Origin of the sequence: Paraburkholderia sprentiae WSM5005, assembly GCF_001865575.2 — a bacterium.
GTDB lineage: Bacteria > Pseudomonadota > Gammaproteobacteria > Burkholderiales > Burkholderiaceae > Paraburkholderia > Paraburkholderia sprentiae.
Window position 1 is genome coordinate 874,049 of record NZ_CP017563.2, and the last position, 18,953, is coordinate 893,001.

16 protein-coding genes are annotated in these 18,953 nt (G+C 63.3%); 2 read left to right on the forward strand and 14 right to left on the reverse strand.

Annotation, left to right across the window (positions count from 1 at the left end):
- Positions 1-329 precede the first annotated feature (329 nt).
- The gene (locus BJG93_RS32520) at positions 330-890 is read right to left on the reverse strand and encodes a hypothetical protein (RefSeq protein ID WP_154671700.1); all 561 of its coding nucleotides are present in this window, start codon (positions 888-890) and stop codon (positions 330-332) included.
- 642 nt (positions 891-1,532) lie between these two features.
- On the opposite strand from BJG93_RS32520, the gene BJG93_RS32525 reads away from it, so the two are divergent.
- Entirely contained in the window at positions 1,533-1,733 is a 201-nt protein-coding gene (locus BJG93_RS32525) for a DUF2905 domain-containing protein (RefSeq protein WP_027194566.1), read from the forward strand.
- 226 nt (positions 1,734-1,959) lie between these two features.
- Here BJG93_RS32525 and BJG93_RS32530 read toward each other — a convergent pair whose 3' ends face one another.
- From BJG93_RS32530 to benA, 6 genes are all read right to left on the reverse strand, one after another.
- The gene (locus tag BJG93_RS32530; RefSeq protein ID WP_231337639.1) at positions 1,960-4,266 is read right to left on the reverse strand and encodes a WD40 repeat domain-containing protein; all 2,307 of its coding nucleotides are present in this window, start codon (positions 4,264-4,266) and stop codon (positions 1,960-1,962) included.
- Positions 4,267-5,013: 747 nt separating this feature from the next.
- The gene (locus tag BJG93_RS32540; protein WP_082194478.1) at positions 5,014-5,604 is read right to left on the reverse strand and encodes a DUF4142 domain-containing protein; all 591 of its coding nucleotides are present in this window, start codon (positions 5,602-5,604) and stop codon (positions 5,014-5,016) included.
- 135 nt (positions 5,605-5,739) lie between these two features.
- On the reverse strand, positions 5,740-6,531 hold the full coding sequence (locus BJG93_RS32545; protein WP_027194568.1) for a 1,6-dihydroxycyclohexa-2,4-diene-1-carboxylate dehydrogenase: 792 nt from the start codon (positions 6,529-6,531) through the stop codon (positions 5,740-5,742).
- Positions 6,528-7,550, reverse strand: a complete 1,023-nt coding sequence (gene benC / locus BJG93_RS32550; protein ID WP_027194569.1) for a benzoate 1,2-dioxygenase electron transfer component BenC — start codon at positions 7,548-7,550, stop codon at positions 6,528-6,530. Before benC ends, BJG93_RS32545 begins: the two co-directional genes overlap by 4 nt.
- Positions 7,551-7,575: 25 nt before the next feature.
- Positions 7,576-8,067, reverse strand: coding sequence for a benzoate 1,2-dioxygenase small subunit (benB, locus tag BJG93_RS32555; RefSeq protein ID WP_027194570.1), 492 nt, complete (start codon positions 8,065-8,067; stop codon positions 7,576-7,578).
- A complete protein-coding gene (gene benA / locus BJG93_RS32560) occupies positions 8,064-9,431 on the reverse strand; it encodes a benzoate 1,2-dioxygenase large subunit (protein ID WP_027194571.1) in 1,368 nt (455 codons plus the stop codon). The genes benB and benA overlap by 4 nt, the downstream gene beginning before the upstream one ends.
- 180 nt (positions 9,432-9,611) lie before the next feature.
- Here benA and BJG93_RS32565 point away from each other — a divergent pair, with 180 nt between their 5' ends.
- Entirely contained in the window at positions 9,612-10,529 is a 918-nt protein-coding gene (locus BJG93_RS32565; RefSeq protein WP_034477488.1) for a LysR family transcriptional regulator, read from the forward strand.
- A gap of 162 nt (positions 10,530-10,691) precedes the next feature.
- On the opposite strand, the gene yicI is transcribed toward BJG93_RS32565, so the two are convergent.
- The 7 genes from yicI to BJG93_RS32600 form a co-directional block, all read right to left on the reverse strand.
- Entirely contained in the window at positions 10,692-13,016 is a 2,325-nt protein-coding gene (yicI, locus tag BJG93_RS32570) for an alpha-xylosidase (protein ID WP_027194573.1), read from the reverse strand.
- 63 nt (positions 13,017-13,079) lie between these two features.
- Positions 13,080-14,156, reverse strand: coding sequence for an ABC transporter ATP-binding protein (locus tag BJG93_RS32575; protein ID WP_027194574.1), 1,077 nt, complete (start codon positions 14,154-14,156; stop codon positions 13,080-13,082).
- Between the two features lie 35 nt (positions 14,157-14,191).
- On the reverse strand, positions 14,192-15,004 hold the full coding sequence (locus tag BJG93_RS32580; protein WP_027194575.1) for a carbohydrate ABC transporter permease: 813 nt from the start codon (positions 15,002-15,004) through the stop codon (positions 14,192-14,194).
- 1 nt (position 15,005) lies between these two features.
- Entirely contained in the window at positions 15,006-15,944 is a 939-nt protein-coding gene (locus BJG93_RS32585; protein WP_051374198.1) for a carbohydrate ABC transporter permease, read from the reverse strand.
- A gap of 92 nt (positions 15,945-16,036) precedes the next feature.
- A complete protein-coding gene (locus tag BJG93_RS32590) occupies positions 16,037-17,248 on the reverse strand; it encodes an ABC transporter substrate-binding protein (RefSeq protein ID WP_027194577.1) in 1,212 nt (403 codons plus the stop codon).
- Positions 17,249-17,524: 276 nt separating this feature from the next.
- Entirely contained in the window at positions 17,525-18,562 is a 1,038-nt protein-coding gene (locus BJG93_RS32595) for a substrate-binding domain-containing protein (RefSeq protein WP_027194578.1), read from the reverse strand.
- Positions 18,563-18,671: 109 nt separating this feature from the next.
- A complete protein-coding gene (locus BJG93_RS32600; protein WP_231337640.1) occupies positions 18,672-18,950 on the reverse strand; it encodes a Rieske (2Fe-2S) protein in 279 nt (92 codons plus the stop codon).
- Positions 18,951-18,953: the final 3 nt, after the last annotated feature.

Here is an 18,953-nt window from a genome sequence, read left to right on the forward strand (position 1 = left end):
CATCGGGAACAGCCTTTGAAATCGACCGACATGTGCACCGGGGAATCAGACGTTTGTCCGAGCCTTCGGTGAAAGCGTCCGATAGTCATTCTTTGAGCATGGTGGCCCCGGCTCCGAGACCGTTCGCGCCTTGGGGCGGCAGGTACACGGTTAACACGGCTTAAGTTGGATCCGAATCGCGTCGATAGCGCCGTGATGTGCCTGCCCTGCTGCAACAAAAATCAGCGCACAACAGAGCGATGATGCGCGCGACACGTTGAGACGGTTGCCGGCGAAATGGCACAATAAATGACTGGCGCCTAAGCGCGCGGAGCAGGCAAGCGGGGCGCTCAGTAATGAATCGTCAGCGGCTCGGGATAGTGTTGCGTGAGCGAATAGGAGCTTTCGGGAGACCAGGCTTCCAACGTCTCCTGACCGGGCGAGCATCGGCCGCTTATCAAGAAAGACATAAACGTCGTCTGGACTGAGTAAGTGTCGCCCGCAATATATACGGTCGCATCGACTCCTTGTCTGACGATTTGCGATGGCCGTACTTGCGAGGTCGCGGCAGCGGTCGGAGTGATCAGCGGGCTGCCACTGCAGTCTGATGTCGGATATGCAGAGAAGTCGCCCGCCCATTGAAATTGCGACGCTGAATGCTGACTACCGTTATTGATGCTTACCCGTTGAATCGGAGCAAAAATCACCGCGCCGTTCACGAGAAGAACAGTGCCAAGCGGCTCATAGCTAATCAGCGGCCCCACCACCTTGCCTTGGCTGTCAAAGACCTTCGGGGTGCGTTGCCCACCCCGTTCGCCGCTTTCCCTACCGCCTGACCCGCTTCCGTCGAAGCCGTAGGACAAAGTCGCCATACTTAGGGCGAGGAGAGCAGCCACCAGTACTTTGCGCACTTGAACCCCCTTGTCAGTGATGCGGCCAGGGTCGGGACTGAGCCGTTGCGGACCATCACGAACTGAAACGTACTCCGTCTAAAGAATAGCTGCTGGCCTCACGCAGGCATGCCGATGTCTCCGCGTTTCGCGCCATTTTGCTGTACGGTCGTGGCCACATGTCGCGGGCCCGCATTCCTGACGCTTCCTGCAGGTCAACGTGGGCCACGACAAACGGCATCCGCCGTGAGCCTAGGCGAGCTCGAACGGCTGCATTCGAACGGCTCGGAGGACCGCCTGCTGCTAGTGATCGCCCGCCCGGCGGCGGGACAAGCCAGCGATTGCCTCCATCCACGGAGCTGCCCGGCGAGCGAACGAGGCGTGCTTCTGTTTTCGCCCAGCATCCGCTCTCCGATGTGACCAATCAAATGGCCGGTGGGCCTCGGAAACTGCCGTCAAGGTTGTGCAGGCTCTACGTCCGCAGTGGGTCGGGTACGGTCCCCCGCCCAGGGCAATTGGCGGCAGAAAGCGTTGTCGAGAGTCCGTCGTGTCGCCCAAGAACACATATCCTGTCGGCGCGGTGGCTCAAAGCTGAATCGGCGCGGACACTCCGCCTGCGTGGGCTATGATGGCCTCGTCGGCTACCGTGAGTAACGGCGCTCCATGAACCGCTTCCTGATCGTCATTGGCACACTGTGCATCCTTGCCGGCCTCGGATGGCACTGGCTCGCGCGCATCCCGTTCGGCCGGCTGCCCGGCGACATCCATATCGTCCGCGACGGATTCAACTTTCACTTCCCGATCGTCACGTGCATCGTGATTTCGGTCGTGGTATCGGTACTGTTGTGGTTCTTGCGGCGTTGAGCGCGGGTCCGCGTCGGAGAGCACAATTGCGACGATCTGTAGGCGCAAATCGGTCGGAAAGCCGCCTACGAACCCGCAAGGCGGAACTAAAGAGGAATCTGTCGCAGGAGGACATGAGGATATGTCTGCCTCACATCTTCGATGTGAAGCTGGTTAGGAAGCTGGGAAAGCAACGGGTCGCGCTGGCCAAACGTATCGTGGCAGTTCGCTCCGACCGGTCGGCGAGTTACGATCCACATACGTTTTCGCCCCGGCGCCCGCGTACGAGAGAAAGGGCAGCTTCATCATCGGTTGTGAGCAGGTTTGCTCCCACCAGCTTTTCCCTACACACGGCTTTAGCCAGGCTCTGACCTCGCTTCTGCATGAGCCATCGGATAGGCCACACCCGTGCGGTCTGATCCGCGGACGCGGTTACCACCCGCTGGCCGTCCGGGCTGAAAGCGGCGGAGAAAACCGGTCCCTGATGTCCGGTGAGCTTCGCGATCACCTCGCCGGTCGCCGCGTCCCACACCCGCGCGGTTCTGTCCGCGGACGAGGTCACCACGCGCCGGCCGTCCGAGCTGAAGGCGGCGGAGAAAACCGGTCCCTGATGCCCACCGAACTGGGCGATCTGTTTGCCCGTGGCCGCATCCCACACCCGCGCGGTCCTATCCGCGGATGCGGTCACCACGCGCCGACCGTCCGGGCTGAAGGCGGCGGAATAAACCAGATCCTGGTGCCCGCTGAGCTGCACGGTCTGTTTGCCCGTGGTCGCGTCCCACAGCCGCGCGGTCCCGTCCCAGGACGCGGTCACCACCCGCTGGCCGTCCGGGCTGTAGGCGACGGAATCGACCGGGCCCTGATGTCCGCTGAGGAGCAAGATCTGTTTGCCGGTGGCCGCGTCCCACACCCGCGCGGTCCCCTCCGAGGACGCGGTCACCACCCGCTGGCTGTCCGGGCTGAACGTGGCAGCGTAAACCCACCCCTGATGCGCACCGAGCTGGGCGACCTGTTTGCCCGTGGCTGCGTCCCATACCCGCGCGGTCTGATCCCCGGACGTGGTCGCCACCCGTTGGCCGTCGGGGCTGAACGCGGCGGAAAAAACTACCCCCTGATGTCCGCTGAGCTGCGCAGTCCGTTTGCCCGTGGCCGCGTCCCACACCCGCGCGGTCCCATCCGCGGACGCGGTCACCACGCGCTGGCCGTCCGGGCTGAAGGCGGCGGAAATGACCGACCCTTGATGCCCGCTGAGCAGCAAGACGTCCATCGCCGCGTCCCATGTGCGCGCGGTCCTATCACGGGACGCAGTCACCACCCGCCGACCGTCCTGGCTGAAGGCGGCGGAATTCACCGGCCCCTTGTGTCCGGTGAGCTGCGCGATCACCTGGCCGGTCGCCGCATCCCACACCCGCGCGGTCTTGTCATCGGACACGGTCACCACGCGCTGGCCGTCCGGGCTGAAGGCGGCGGAGCTCACCGGTCCGCGATGCCCAGCGAGCTGCACGATCACGTGGCCGGTCGCCGCGTTCCACACCCGCGCGGTGTTGTCATCGGACGCGGTCACCACGCGCTGGCCGTCCGGGCTGAAGACGGCGGAGAAAACCGGTCCCCGATGCCCTATGAGCTGCGCGATGACCTCGCCGGTCGCCGCATCCCACACCCGCGCCGTCTTGTCATCGCACGCTGTCACCACGCGCCGGCCGTCCGGGCTAAAGACCGCGGAGCTTACCGGTTCCCGATGCCCAATGAGCTGGGCGATCAGGTGGCCGGTCGCCGCATTCCACACCCGCGCGGTCCTGTCCACGGACGCGGTCACCACGCGCCGGCCATCCGGGCTGAAGGCGGCGGAGAAAACCGGTTTCTGATGCCCGCTGAGCTGCGCAATCTGTTTGCCCGTAGCCGCGTCCCACACCCGCGCGGTCCTGTCCGCGGACGCAGTCACCACGCGCCGGCCGTGCGGGCTGAAGGCGGCGGAATAAACCAGATCCTGATGCCCGCTGAGCTGCGCAATCTGCTTGCCCGTAGCCGCGTCCCATACCCGCGCGGTCCTGTCCGCGGACGCTGTCACCACCCGCTGGCCATCCGGGCTGAAGGCGGCAGAATAGACCAGATTCTGATGGCCACTAAGCTGCACAATCTGTTTACCCGTGGCCGGGTTCCACACCCGCGCCGTCCCATCCCAGGACGCGGTCACCACCCGCTTACCGTCCGGGCTGAAGACGGCGGAATCAACCGCATTCAGATGCCCGCTGAGCAACGCAATTTGCATCGATGCTTGCGCGCCACGCATAAGCTCAGGCTCTGCTTCTACCGATCCCGGCGAGAGCCAACCGTTGCCCATCGCCAGCATGGCGAAGCGCATTGCGCGGTCATAAATTCCCGCGTCGTTCGCCGTCGTCGCGGCCGACGCCAACGCAACGGAAGTCTGGCGTGCGACCGCCCGAGTCTGATGGATGACCCACCCCGCAGTCACAATTAAAATGAATATGCTTGCGCCAATCAGTACCTGGATGCGTCGCTGCGTGCCCTGTCCGCGCCTGGTCTTCCTTGACATGGGCTTGATCCTCAACGATTTGTTGCAACTGCGACTCGCGCTCCGCCCGTGCGACCTCCTCACGCCCGCGGCAAGCCTGTAGATAGGAAAGGTCGTCCGCGCCCAGCCGAAAGCGATCCGCACGTGTCATACTCGATTCTAAGAAACAGCACATCAGTGCGCACCATTGTCCGCTGACAAGGAGCAATCTGCCGTCGACGTAGCGTCAGGACCAATGACTCGAGTGCGTCGCGTAGCGACATTCGTAAAAAATCCGTTTCTTGAGCTCCCTCGTTACGAGATGGAACGGGTCCGGGATCGCTCGCAGTGACTCGCCGCGCGAGGGTCGGTGGCCGCATCGCCGGTGTGAGAATTGGTGCCACCGGAACTGGCCCACCGCTTGCGTGGACTGTTCTTAGCCTTCTAGCTGTTGCTAAGGGCCGCCAGCATATGAGGAGGATGAAATGAGCAAAGCGCAGGACGCAAAAAAGACACAGAAGAAGGCGGCGACGAAGACGCCGAAGGAAAAGAAGGCCGCGAAAAAGGAGAAAAAGGAAGCATCGAAGCGGCAGCGATGAACCCTCACCACGCCAAGGTCTACGTCGCGGGCACTTAGACGGTCGGCCGCTACGCGTGCAGCAGCATCCCGGTGACTTCGCAGCTGGCACACAGATGAACGTGGTCGCCGAAGACGCCGGGTTCATTGTCATCTATCCGGAGCAACCGGAAAGCGCGAATCTTCCTTCCGCCCGTAATGACGCGATAACCTTAGTGACCCAGTTTCGTCCGCGTCTGTTCAGCCAGCTTCAAATGCTCACGTAATACGGGCACCGCACTGGCGGCAAGTGCCCGTACGTCGGGGTCGCTACCTCGCTGCGCCTGTTCGCTGAAGCGCTTGATGTCGTCCTTGTGATCCGAGACATTGTGGTCCATAAAAACCTTGTCAAACGTGTGTCCGGTCAGCGGCGTGAGCGCGGCCTGAGTTGCCTTTGCGGTGATCGATATCCCCGTGGGCAAGTTGTAGCCCTTTCGCTGTGCGAGGCGTTCGATACGAGCATCGAGCGATTCGTGGTCGGCGATCATGCGCTTGGCGAACGATTGCACCGACGTGTTCGATGATGTGCGCAACGCGAGCTGGCACGATTGGATTTCGGCGCGACCATCCTGGATCGCAAAGCCAAGAAAATCGCCCGGGCTGTGCACGTCGTCGGCATGTGCTGTGTTTGCGCCAGCTACCAATAACAAGCAGGCGACCGCGTTGGCGGCAACGACGGCGAACCGAGCGGGCCCCCAAAGCCGTCGGCCTTCCATCGTTGTCTGCATGTTACGGGGTTCGGGTGTGAAAGTTTGCACTCGCATCGGCCGCTCCTGTACTCGCCTGTTCCCGCCGATACAGCAATGCGCGTGCCACCAAAGTGCAGGTTGGGAGGTGCACCTTTCTATGAAGGACAATCGCCGCGCGGCCTATTGGCCTGGTTCGGCGCGTGCCGCTCGCTAGCCCTGATCGCCGCCGCCGACCGGCAGCACGGTGCCGGTGATATACGACGCTTCATCGGAAGCGAGGAACAGGATCGCGCCGACCTGCTCGTCGATCGTGCCGTAGCGATGCATCGGGCTCGACGCAATCGTCTGATCGACGATGCCCTGATACCACGTCGCTTCCTGCTCGCTTTGCGGCGCCGCATTGCGCGGCACGCGGCGCGGCGGCGCTTCGGTGCCGCCGGTCGCGACCGCGTTGACACGGATGCCGTGCTCGGCATGTTCGAACGCGAGGCTCGCGCTCAGCGCATTGACGCCGCCCTTCGACGCCGCATACGGCACGCGATAAATACTGCGCGTCGCAATCGACGACACGTTGACGATCGCCCCACTCGCGCGCTTCAGCATCGCGGGCAGCACCGCGTGGCAGCACCACAGCGTCGGGAACAGCGAACGCCGCACCTCGGCCTCGATCTGCTCCGCTTCATATTCCTCGTACGGCTTCGCCCAGATCGTGCCGCCGACATTGTTGACGAGCGCGTCGATGCGGCCGAACGCATCGATTGCGAAGGCCGTCATCCCCGCCGCGCCCGCGTAGGTTTCGAGGTCGGCGATGAATGCGCGCGCGTCGCCGCCTGCGCGCGCAATCTCGTCGGCCACCTCGTGCACGATCGGCGAACGATCGACCAGCACCACAGCCGCGCCCTCACGCGCGGCGCGCAATGCGACACCACGGCCGATGCCCTGGCCCGCGCCGGTCACGACGAGCACCTTGCCCTTGAAGCGATCGATAAAGGTCGACGTCATGCTACGTTGCTCGCCGAGAATTTTTCGTAGTAGAAGTTCGCGGGCTCGACGCCGCTGTCGCGCAGCCAGCCTTGCACCGCTTCGACCATCGCGACCGGGCCGCACAGGTAGACATCGACGTCGCCGTGGTTCAGCCATTCCCGCTCGACGTGCGCGGTCACGTAGCCCTTGCGCACGTGACTGCTCGCGGCATCGACGACACAGGTGCGATAGCTGAAGTTTGGCAGCGTGCGCTGCGCCGCTTCGATTTGTTCGAGCGCAACCAGATCGATGTCGTGGGTCACGCCGTACACGAGCCGCACCGGCTGGGTGTTGCCGCTCGCTTTCAGCACGTCGAGCATCGACAGGAACGGCGCGATGCCGGTGCCGCCCGCGAGAAACAACACCGGACGTTGCGGGTCGCGCAGATAGAAGCGCCCATACGGACCCGTGAAGCCGATGCGCTGCCCCGGCTGCGCGTCGCGGCTCAGAAAGCCGCTCATCTTGCCGTCCGGCACGTTGCGCACGACGAACGCCGCGCGCGTCGCGCCCGGCGCCGAGCTGAACGAATACGACCGGCTCTCGCCGCTCGCGCCCGGAATCTCGACGTTCACGTACTGACCCGCGAGAAAGCTCGGCGCGCTCGCGCCGTCGATATCGACCGAAAAATGGAGCGTCGAATCCGACAGCCGCTCGACCGCCGCGAGCGCGCCTTCGAAACGCGACACACCGGTCTTGCACGCCGCCGATGACGCCTGCACGCGAATCACGAGATCCGAGCGCGGCCGGGTCTGGCACGCGAGGATATAACCCTGGCCCACTTCCTCAGGGGTCAACGCGTCCTCGACATAGCTCGACTCCGGCATGTCGTACGCGCCGGATTCGCACAGCCCGCGACATGTGCCGCACGCGCCTTCACGGCAATCGAGCGGGATGTTGATCTTCTGCCGGTACGCGGCATCCGACAGCGTTTCATTCTCGCGGCAGCTGATGAAGCGCGTCACGCCGTCTTCGAACTGAAGTGCAATAGTGTGTTCCATGGCTTGCCTCCTGCGACCGCGCCAGCTAGATGTGATAGATGTCGATGACCTGATTGATGTAGTCGTTCTTCAGTACGACGTACTTGCTCAGGATTTGCGGCTGCGCGCCGTTGAAGTCGATCACGTAGCGCGACATGCCGAAGTAGCTGTAGTTCGTTTTGTAGCGATGACTCAGCGTGTGCCAGTTGAAGCGCACCGTGTACACGCCGTTCTCCTCGCTCTCTATTTCGACGTTGGCGACGTTGTGGCTCGTGCGCGTGTCGGGCATCGTCGCGCTCGAACGCTCGGTTTTGATGCGGAACACGCGGTCTTCGAGACCCTGGCGGTTCGGGTAGTAGATCAGCGAGATCTCGCGCTGCGGATCGGTGACGAGCTTGTCCTCGTCGTCCCACGACGGCATCCAGAACGACGCGTCGGGGTGATAGCAGGCGAGCCACTCGTCCCATTGCTCGTCGTCGAGCAGGCGGCTTTCGCGGAACAGGAAAGCCTGAACATCGGTGATCGCGATGTCGCTCATGCTTGGCTCCCTTGCGCGTTCAGCGCCTTTTTCATCGTGTCGACCCAGTAGCGGTGCTGCACCGTGTAGAGGCCCTCGTCCTCGGTCTTCACGCCGCTCATCACCGGGTTGAGGCCGATCTTTTGCGCGGCGTCGTCCGCGCCGTCGATCCACTGCTTCGAACCGCGGCACATGTCGTTCCATTCGAGCGCGCGGCCCGCGTAGCCCAGCTGGCAGGCGCGGAATTCCTCGAGGTCGTCGGGCGTGGCCATGCCGCTCACGTTGAAGAAGTCCTCGTATTGACGGATGCGGCGCGAGCGCGCTTCGTCGGACTCGCCCTTCGGCGCGATGCAGTAGATCGTCACCTCGGTCTTGTTGACCGACAGCGGCCGTACCACGCGAATCTGCGAGCCGAACTGGTCCATCAGATACACGTTCGGATAGAGGCACAAGTTGCGCGAGTTCTGGATCATCCAGTCCGCGCGCTCGGCGCCGCAGCGCGCGGCGAATTCCTCGCGGCGGCTGAAGTTCGGACGATCTTCGGGATTTGCCCAGCGCGTCCACAGCAGCATGTGGCCGTGCTCGAACGCGTAGAAGCCGCCGCCCTGACGGCCCCAGCTGCCGGCATCCATGGCGCGGATCTTGTCTTCGCGCGCGTTTTCTTCCTTGCGATGATGCGTCGTCGCCGCATAGTTCCAGTGCACGGCCGACACGTGATAACCGTCCGCGCCGTTTTCCGCGGTCAGCTTCCAGTTGCCTTCGTACGTATAGGTCGACGAGCCGCGCAGTACTTCGAGGCCCTGTTCCGACTGATCGACGATCATGTCGATGATGCGCGCGGCCTCGCCGAGGAACGTCTCGAGCGGCGGCACGTCGTCGCTCAGGCTGCCGAACAGGAAGCCGCGATAGTTGCTAAAGCGCGCGAGCTTCTTCAGGTCGTGCGAGCCCTCCTTGTTGAAGCAGTCGGGATAGCCCGCGCCCTCGGGGTCTTTGACCTTCAGCAGCTTGCCGCTGTTGTTGAAGGTCCAGCCGTGAAACGGGCACGTATAGGTCGCCTTGTTGCCGCGCTTGTGGCGGCACAGCATGGCGCCGCGATGCGTGCACGCGTTGATGAACGCGTTCAGCTCGCCCTGACGGTTGCGCGCGATCACCACCGGCTGACGACCCATGTAGGTCGTGAAGTAATCGTTGTTGTTCGGAACCTGGCTTTCGTGGGCCAGATAAATCCAGTTGCCCTCGAAAATGTGCTGCATTTCGAGTTCGAATAGACGCTCGTCGGTAAACGCGCTGCGATGCAGACGGTAATCGCCGCGCTCGCGGTCTTCCACGAGAAAGTCGTCGATGTTCTTCAGCTGAGGGGTGTGATCCGGGTAGATCGGAATCATGGCTGTCTCCTGATTCGGACTGTCGGTATGCGTGCGATGCACGCTTCGAACCGGGCCCAGGTGTCAATGCTTGGGAGGTATAATTTTTCGGGGCGTCTACAGTGATCGAAGCATAGTTCTACGCCATTCGCATCGTCCAACACTGTTTTAGTATCGCGACGATACTTTTAAGGTATTCCTATGGAACTGCGCCATCTGCGCTACTTCGTGGCTGTCGCCGAGGAATGCAATGTCACGCGGGCCGCCAAACGCCTGCACATTGCGCAGCCGCCGCTCAGCCGGCAGATCCAGCAGCTCGAGGAAACGCTCGGCGTGCAGCTGTTCGAGCGAAACTCGCGGCCACTGAAGCTCACCGAGGCCGGCCGCTTCTTCTATTCACACGCGGTGCAACTGCTCGCGCAGACGTCGGAAGTCGAGGCGATGACGCGGCGCGTCGGCAAGATCGAACGCAGTTTGTCGGTGGGCTTCGTCGGCTCGACGCTGTACGGCATGCTGCCGAAAATCATCCGCCGCTTTCGCACCGAGAACAGCATCGTCGAGCTGAGTCTGCACGAGATGTCGACGATGGATCAGATCAAGGCGCTCAAGGAAGGCCGCATCGACGTCGGCTTCGGCCGCATTCGTCACGAAGACCCGAGCATCCGGCGAGTCGTGCTGCGCGAGGAGCGCATGATCGTCGCACTGCCGCTCGGTCATCCACTGATCGACGCAAAGCCGGTGCTGTCGCTGCACGACCTGACCAGCGAAACACTGATCATCTTCCCGAAGGCGCCGCGGCCGAGCTACGCGGATCAGGTACTCGCCGCGTTTCACGATCGCGGCCTGAAGCCACGGCGGCTCTACGAGACGCGCGAATTGCAGATCGCGCTCGGCCTCGTCGGCGCGGGGGAAGGCATCTCGATCGTGCCGGCGAGCGTCTACGGCTTGCAGCGCGGCGACGTCGCCTACAAGGACCTGGACGATCAGAACCTCGTGTCGCCCATCATCATGAGCACGCGCATGCTCGACGAATCCGCCGACATCCGGCGCATGCTCGAGCTGATCTACGCGCTGTACGACGAAGAGCAGATGACGTATCTGCCGCCTTCGCATCAGTAGCGCGTCGGCGCGACGAAGTTGTAGGGAGAAGGTATCCGCCGCGGGATAGACTGCAGAGGGTACGCGGCGCGGATCTCGACGATCCGTAGACCCTCGGCGGACGACTGCGCCACGTTGACAAGCGAGTTTCCGACAGTCACGAGACTGTCGAGCTCGGGCGGGTCATAGGTACACCGTGTGTTCGCTTTCCCCCTCCGGCAGAACGAGGATCATGCCTGACGCGTGTGAGCGCACCTCAAGGCTGCCCGCATCGCGCAACGCCGCGCATTGCCGCAAAACCAGCGGCAATCCCGCTTTGACGCCATGACTGCTAATCCGGAGGAGAGTGTCGCAGCGCGTCACGCTCACCCTCGTCACCGCTGCACCGTCCGCGCCGCGCAACGTCACGCTGGCCGATTTCCCCGAATCCAGTTCGAACAGGTGCAGTTCGCTGCGCAACGCGTAGTCGTAGTCGGGACGCTGGTCCTCGGTCCCGATCGCGAGCAGCGTATTGGGCCGCACGTACAACGGTAGGCTCAGAAATTCGTGCCGTTCGCGCACCCACCTGCCGCCCTCCACCTGCCTGCCGGTGAATAGATGGGTCCAGCGCCCCGCCGGCAGCCAGAAGTCCACGTCGCCCACGGCATTGAACACCGGCGCGACCAACAGCGCATCGCCAAGCAGATACTGGCGGTCCAGATAGTCGCAGGTCGGGTCGTCCGGAAACTCCAGCAGCATGGCACGCAGCACCGGTGCACCGCGATCGACCGCCTGTTGCGCGGCGTCGAACAGGTATGGCATCAGGCGCGACTTCCATTCGGTGAAATGGCGCACCACGTCCACCGCTTCATCGTCGAACAGCCATGGAACCCGGTACGACTTGCTGCCGTGCAGGCGGCTGTGACTCGACAGCAGCCCGAATGCGCACCAGCGCTTATAGACGTCGGCCGGCGCGGTGTGCTCGAATCCGCCGATGTCGTGGCTCCAGAAGCCAAAGCCGCTCAGACCGAGCGAGAGGCCGCCGCGCAGGGTCTCGGCCATCGACTCGTAGGTCCCGCTGCAGTCGCCGCCCCAATGCACCGGCAACTGCTGGCTGCCCACGGTTCCGGAGCGCGCGAACACCACCGCCTCGCCCTCGCCGCGCACCTCGCGCAATACGTCGAACACCACCTTGTTGTAGAGGTAGCTGTAGTAGTTGTGCATCTTCTGCGGGTCGGAGCCGTCGTGGTAGACCACGTCGGTGGGAATGCGCTCGCCGAAATCCGTCTTGAAGCAGTCGACGCCCATCTCCAGCAGTCGCCGCAAGTGTCCCGCGTACCATTGCGCCGCAGCGGGGTTCGTGAAGTCGACGATGCCCTGGCCGGGTTGCCAGCGGTCCCACTGCCATACGTCGCCGTTCGGCTTGCGCAGGAGGTAGCCCTCCGCCATGCCTTCGGCAAATAGAGGCGACGGTTGTGCGATATACGGATTGATCCACAGGCAAACCTTCAGCCCGCGCGCCTTCAGCCGCGCCAGCATGCCTTGCGGGTCCGGAAAGGTCTCGCGGTTCCACTCGAAATCGCACCAGTGGAAGGCCTTCATCCAGAAGCAGTCGAAGTGGAACACGTGAAGCGGGATGCCGCGTTCGGCCATGCCGTCGATGAAGTGGTTCACCGTGGCTTCGTCGTAGTTCGTCGTGAACGACGTGGTAAGCCAAAGGCCGAACGACCAGGCAGGCGGCAGCACGGGCCGCCCGGTCAGTTGGGTGAAGCGCTCGAGCACGGCCTTCGGCGTGGGACCGTCGATCACGTAGTATTCGAGCCGCTCGCCGGCGACGCTGAACTGCACCTTCGCCACCTTCTCGCTCGCCACTTCGAACGAGACGTTTTCCGGATGATTCACCAGCACGCCGTAGCCGCGGTTGGTCAGATAAAACGGCACATTCTTGTATGCCTGATCGGTGCCGGTGCCCCCGTCGCGGTTCCAGCTTTCGACCACCTGGCCGTTCTTCACGAATGCGGTGAAGCGTTCGCCGAGGCCATATACGTTTTCGCCAACGCCGAGATCGAGCCGCTCGAACATGAATGCGGCGTCATGCTGTTTTGCATCGTGGACCTGGCCGCTCGCGCGAAAGCCGCTGCCGGTGATGCGCTCGCCGTCGCGCAGAAAGTCGACCGACCAGTCGCCCGACTTGCTGATGCGCACGGTCAGCGAGCCGCTGGTGAGGCTCGCCTCGAGCGCGGTGTTGCTTGTCGTGACGGCCCCTGGTTCGCGGTTGAGCGCGAAATGCGGGCCACGGTCGAGCGAGCCGGAAAAGTGCTCGACACGCACACCGATCACGCCGCTTTGCGGCGAAAAGAAGCGCCATGTAAAGAGCCCGGTATCGAGCTGTCGTTCGCGGTTCGATACGTCACGGGGCGCCACGTGCACGAGCAGTTCGTCCCGGACAATCTCCACGCTGTGCGGTGCCGCCGAATACGACACGTTCAGGCCGTCACGGATCAACCAGTTGCCATCGCTGATTTTCATTGACATGTTCTCGAATGGTTTTCATTGCCGGGTCCGTCGAATCACGGAACGCCTGCTGCTCGCCTATAACGCGCGCTCGCTGTTGCGGTCGAAAACATGGATATGCTCGCTCGCGATGTCGAGACCGAACGCCTCGCCGCTCTTGCTCGCGCAAACCCCGGCTTGCGCAATCAGCACCGGCGCCGCAATGCCGTCCAGCTTCACCGTGACGAAGCTCATCGAACCGGTGGACTCCACGACGTCGACCATGCCGCGCAGGTGTCCAGCACCGCGCTGCAGATGCAGATGCTCGGGACGCAAGCCGATCCAGACCTCGGTGCCCGCCGGCAATGACCGGCCCAGCTCGAGCGTCTGCCCGTTCGCGCCGCCGCAATGCGCGCTGTGCCCGTCGGGTCCGATCACGGCCTCGATGAAGTTCATCGCCGGCGAACCGATGAAGCCCGCCACGAACCGGTTGGCGGGCCGGTGATACAGAGTCAGCGGCGCGCCCTGCTGCTCGACTTGTCCCGCGCGCAGCACGACGACGTGATCGGCCATCGTCATGGCCTCGATCTGGTCGTGCGTCACGTACACCGAGGTCGCGCCGAGGCGCTGATGCAGTTTGCGGATCTCCGCGCGCATGTGAACACGCAGGGCTGCATCGAGATTCGACAGCGGTTCGTCGAATAGAAACACCTTCGGATTTCGTACGATGGCACGGCCCATTGCCACGCGTTGGCGCTGCCCGCCCGATAGCTGGCGCGGCATGCGCGCGAGCAGATGCTCCAGTCCCAGCGTACGGGAAACGCTGTCGATGCTCTCCCGGATCGCCCGTGGGGCCGCGCGTCGCAAGCGCATCGAGTAGGACATGTTCTTCTCGATGTCCATGTGCGGGTACAGCGCATAGCTTTGGAACACCATCGCGACATCGCGCTTGCGCGGCGGCACGTCGTTGACGACCTGGCCGTCGATGCGCAACGTGCCGCCCGTGATTTGCTCGAGGCCGGCGATGGTGCGCAACAAGGTGGACTTGCCACAGCCCGATGGCCCGACCAGCGCGACGAAGCACCCCTCCGGCACGCTGATGTCGATGTCCTTCAAAATCTGAGCGGATCCGTAGCTCTTGCTCAGCCGCTCGATCTGTATGCGATCCACAACGATTCTCCGACCGGCTGGCGCCGGCTAAAAGGTAGGCATTACTTGAGCGCGCCGGCGGTCAGTCCAGCCACGATCCTGCGTTGCAGCAGCATGAAGACGACGAGGATGGGCGTCACGAAGATCGCCGAGTACGTCATGATGCCGATCCAGTCGACCTTGGTTGCCCCGACGAACGCGGACAGGCCCACCGTGGCGGTCTGGTAACGGTCATCGAGAATCAGCGAACGGGCGTACACGTACTCGCCGAACGACTGCAGGAACACGAGGATTGCCGAGACCAGAATGCCGTTGATCGCCAGCGGCAGAATCACGCTGAAGAATGCCCGCCTCGGTGACGCACCGTCCACGAGCGCCGCATCGCGCAACTCGCGCGGCACCTGCACGAAGCTCGGGCGGCACAGCACGATATAGAACGGCAGCGTTTTCGTGATCTGCGCAAGCACCACCGCGAAGCGCGGGGTATCGAGCAGACCGAGGCTTTTGAAGGCTGTAAAGATGGGCGTCACCATCAGGCTCGACGGCAGTGCCTGTAACACCAGCACCGTGAAGATCGCAAGGCTGGTCCAGCGGTTTTGCACGAACGCCAACGCGTAGGCGGCGCCCGTGCCGATCAGCACGGTTACCGCCACGGTGCCGCACGCGGTCACGAACGAGTTCCACAAGAAGTTGCCCATGCCGCTGTCGCTGAACACCTGCCACAGGTGCGACTGCGGGTGCTGCGGCCAGAACGTGGGCGGAAAGTGGAACATCTCGCCCGCGCTCTTGAACGCCGTGATGTACATCCAGTACAGCGGGAACAGGTAGACCGCGGTAACGCACAGTGCGATGACGAACAGGACATAGCGCTTCATGTCAGACCATCCTTTCGTCGCGCGTCGAGCGCACGTAGATCACCGCGACGATCAGCACGAGCACCAGCATCATCGTGGCGACCGCGGAGCCCGCCGATACCTCGAACGTCTGCAACGAGAGTTGCCATGACCAGAATTGCGCGACCTGCGACGAGTTGGCCGGACCGCCCTGCGTGAGCGCTGCGATCAAGTCGAACTGCTGCATCGTCATGATTGCGCCTAGCGCGATCACGGCGCCCAGCGTGGCTCTCATCATCGGCAGCGTGATGCCGGTGAAGCGTTGCAGCGCGTTCGCGCCGTCGAGTTCGGCCGCTTCGTACAGGTCCGCCGGAATGGCCGCGAGCCCGACCGAAAGCAGCAGCATGTTGAACGGCACGCCGAGCCAGACGTTGGCGGCGATCACGGCATACAGCGACCAGTGAGGATCGGACAGCCAGAAGACCTTTTCATCGAGCACGTGCGTTTGCATCAGCACATGGTTGAGCACACCGTAGTCGCCGGCGAAGATCAGCTTCCAGATGACGCCGACCACGAGTCCCGGCATGATCCAGCCCGCGAGGAACAGCCCGCGCATCAGGCTCGCGAACGGGAAGTCCTGGGCAAACAGCAGCGCCAGCAGGAAGCCGATCAGCACCTGAAAGGTCAGCGACAGTCCGACGAATAGCACCGTGTTCACGGCGACCTGATGCATTTCCGGACGGCTGAACACGTCGCGGTAATTCGCGAGTCCGACAAATGGACGCAGCAGCGTGGCCGGCGCCATCAGATCGACCTGCTGAAACGACAGCACGATGTTGTAGACGAGCGGCAATCCGGCAAAGACCAGCAGATACAGCAATGCGAACACCGCCAGCGAGATCTCGAAGGCGTGAGCGCGCGGAATGCGGCTCAAAATCCCCGAGGCCTGGCCGGCCGGGGTACGGCGTGACAGTGTGTTCATAGCGTTCATCGCTCAGAGACGGGCCGGCGCGCCAAGGCGGCCGGCGCCTGACGCCCGGCGCCCGGCCACCTCGATCAGGTCCTTCGCCATGCCTAGTTCTGGACTTGCTGCACGGTCTTGGCCGCCGCTGCCATTGCTTGTTGCGGCGTTGCCTGATGCGTGATCACGGACTGGATCGCATCGGAGATCGCCTTCGAGATTTTCGGCCACTGCGGATTCGGTCCGCGCGGACGGGCGTACTGCATCTGCTCGTTGAAGACTTGATACGCTTGCGGCCATTTCGGGTTTTGCGTATTGGTGTCTCTCGACGGCGGCTGCATGCCGAACTCGTTCCAGTTTCGGTCGCGCTGCGCGTACATGTATTCGAGGAACTGGAAGGCGGTATCCGGATTCTTTGCGCCGCGCAGAATCGCGTGATTCTGCTCGCCCAGCGCCGATGCGCGCGGGCCGCCGGCTTTTTCGACAGGCAGAAGCGCCACGCCCCATTTGAACTTCGCGCCCTTGTCGACGGCATTCAATTCCCACGGACCGTCGATGTCGATCGCAGCATTGCCGTTGATGAAGGTGGCGGCCGCCTCCGACTGGCTATGGGTGAGCGTGTCCGGCGACGCCACCTTGCTGTCCAGCAGCTTCTGCCAGAAGGCTGCCGCCCGAGCGGCGCCCGGATCATTCAAGCGGTTCCAGTCGGCGCCCGCCGCCTGAACGAACGGCAGGAACTGGAACACGCCCTCTTCGGTGTTGATCGCGGAGAAGGCGAGGCCGTATACGCCCTTCTTCGCGTCGGTCAGTTTCTGCGCGTCTGCGTACAGCTCGTCCCACGTCTGCGGCGGGTGCTCAGGATCGAGCCCGGCGGCCCTGAACATGTCCTTGTTGTAGTACATGGCCAGCGTGTTGGTGCCGCGCGGAATCGCGTACACCTTGCTATTCCAGGTGGCATTCTTCAGCGGCCCGGGAAAGATCGTCTTCGCGTCGATGACCTGCGACTTCGCGAGATATGGCCCGAGATCGAGCAGCGCATTCTTCGAGGCGAACATCGCCGTGTTCGGGTTGTCGATCGGCACGACGTCCGGCGTGTTGCCAGACATCACGGCGCGCATGGTTTCGTCGTTGAGCGCAGCAAAGCCCACCTTGCGGATCTGCAGATGGACATCGGGATGCAGCTTGGCGAATTCCTGCGCCATTTTCGCGGTGTAGTCGTCGGGCTCGTCCACGGCCCAGACCGACAGCGACGCCGCATGCAGTGGCGCGCAGGAAAGCGAGAATGCCAGACCGATGGCCGCGGACGCGGCAAGTAGCTTCTTCATGCTGTCTCCGTTTTGCGCGCCACGACCGCGCTTTATTCAGGTTTCTTCTCCGGGCTGTGCGGGAGCCGTCTCGTACGGCTCGCGGAATAGCACGGGCTGACGTGCCGTTGCGGCCGGCGTTTCCGGAAACGTTTCCGGAAAACGCTTGAATGATCGTTCCGGATAGACGCGTCGTCAAGGCGCCCACGAAAATCGCAACTGCAGTTGGCGCAAACCACAATGGGTGTCGGCGCGACGAGGACCGCTGGACAGAGCTTGATGTGCGCGCGCCGACTGCTATCGGGCTGCCGGCGGCGCAGCGCCGTCGTTGTCGCGCAGGGTCAGCGGCCACAGCAGCGGCTCGCGCTCGGCCCGATAGGTTTCGGCAAGTTCAGGAAGCTGGGCGAGCAGCGCTCGTGCGAGGCGCTGGCCCAGTGCATGCGCATCCAGCGTAAAGCCGCTCAGGGGCGGCGCGAGATATTCCGAGACTTCACCGGCCAGCACGCCGCCCGAGATCGCCAGATCGCGGCCCGGTATCAGGCCCATTTCGTGTAGCTTTCGATAGGCGCCGATCGCCATGCAGTCGCTCTGGAACATGAGCGCGTCCGGTGCATCGTCGAGACCGAGCAACGCCTCGGTCGCCAGATATCCGCCGCGCTCGGACAGCGTATTGCGCTGCACGTATCCTGCGGGCACCTTGAGCCCGTGCTTCTTCATCGCCTTCTTCCATGCACGCAAATAGAGGTGCGCCTGCATGGCATCGCCGTCGGGGATCGCCAGCGCGATACGCTGATGCTCGCATGCCACGAGCCGAGCGACACCGGCGGCAGCGGCCGTTTCGAAATCCAGATCGACCCACGTGTGCTCGCCGCCCGACTCGCTGCGACCCAACGCGACGAACGGAAAATTGCGGCTCGCGACATAGTCGAGCCGCTCGTCGTGCCGCCGCGTGCCGGCGAGAATCAAGCCGTCCACCTGGCGGCGATCGACGATGCGCCGCAGCCGCGCGAACTCGTCGTCCCACGACTCGCTCGAGTACATGACGAGATCCATGCCATGCTGCGACAGCACTGATTGCAATCCGTCGGCGAGTCTCATGAAGATGCCGAGGGTATAGGTCTCTTCTTCACGTCGCACGGGAAGCATCAGGCCGACGACGTCGAGCCGACCCCGGCGCAGACTCGCAGCGGACTTGCTCGGGGCGTAGCCGAGTTCGTGCGCCGCGGCGCGGACACGTTCGCGCGTTTTGGCACTGACCTCGTCGGCGTCGTTCAAGGCGCGCGAAACAGTCGAAATAGACAGCTTGAGCCCTTTGGCTAATTCCCGAATATCCATGCGCCTGTCTATCGATGAAGGAAATCTGCCCGGGCTTGCGAAGCGAGCCCGATGCGCAAGGCCATAACGGTACGTCACCGGACGGCTGCTGTCGAGACTCGGACCGCCGCTACGGCTTCAACGCGATCCACGCGTTAGCGTCGGCCGCGATCTTCATCGCATCGAGGCGCGCCCCCGCGCACGGTCCTTCGATGCAGTGTCCGTCTTCGAAGCGGAACAACGCGCTGTGATGCGCGCACATCAACAGCTGTGCGCGGTAGCACAGCACCTCGCCGGGTTGGAAATCGAGCGGCACCGAAAAATGCGGGCAGCGGTTCGGGTATGCCCACACCCGCTCGTCGCGCCGCACGACCACGACAGGCACGCCGGCGGCCGGAGCATCGATCACTCG

Bases quoted from the DNA above. Each gene is read 5' to 3' on its own strand.
- BJG93_RS32525 (WP_027194566.1), top strand. From the start codon at position 1,533: ATGAACCGCTTCCTGATCGTCATTGGCACACTGTGCATCCTTGCCGGC.
- BJG93_RS32530 (WP_231337639.1), bottom strand. From the start codon at position 4,266: ATGTCAAGGAAGACCAGGCGCGGACAGGGCACGCAGCGACGCATCCAG.
- BJG93_RS32540 (WP_082194478.1), bottom strand. From the start codon at position 5,604: ATGCGAGTGCAAACTTTCACACCCGAACCCCGTAACATGCAGACAACG.
- BJG93_RS32545 (WP_027194568.1), bottom strand. From the start codon at position 6,531: ATGACGTCGACCTTTATCGATCGCTTCAAGGGCAAGGTGCTCGTCGTG.
- benC (WP_027194569.1), bottom strand. From the start codon at position 7,550: ATGGAACACACTATTGCACTTCAGTTCGAAGACGGCGTGACGCGCTTC.
- benB (WP_027194570.1), bottom strand. From the start codon at position 8,067: ATGAGCGACATCGCGATCACCGATGTTCAGGCTTTCCTGTTCCGCGAA.
- benA (WP_027194571.1), bottom strand. From the start codon at position 9,431: ATGATTCCGATCTACCCGGATCACACCCCTCAGCTGAAGAACATCGAC.
- BJG93_RS32565 (WP_034477488.1), top strand. From the start codon at position 9,612: ATGGAACTGCGCCATCTGCGCTACTTCGTGGCTGTCGCCGAGGAATGC.
- yicI (WP_027194573.1), bottom strand. From the start codon at position 13,016: ATGAAAATCAGCGATGGCAACTGGTTGATCCGTGACGGCCTGAACGTG.
- BJG93_RS32580 (WP_027194575.1), bottom strand. From the start codon at position 15,004: ATGAAGCGCTATGTCCTGTTCGTCATCGCACTGTGCGTTACCGCGGTC.
- BJG93_RS32585 (WP_051374198.1), bottom strand. From the start codon at position 15,944: ATGAACACACTGTCACGCCGTACCCCGGCCGGCCAGGCCTCGGGGATT.
- BJG93_RS32590 (WP_027194577.1), bottom strand. From the start codon at position 17,248: ATGAAGAAGCTACTTGCCGCGTCCGCGGCCATCGGTCTGGCATTCTCG.
- BJG93_RS32595 (WP_027194578.1), bottom strand. From the start codon at position 18,562: ATGGATATTCGGGAATTAGCCAAAGGGCTCAAGCTGTCTATTTCGACT.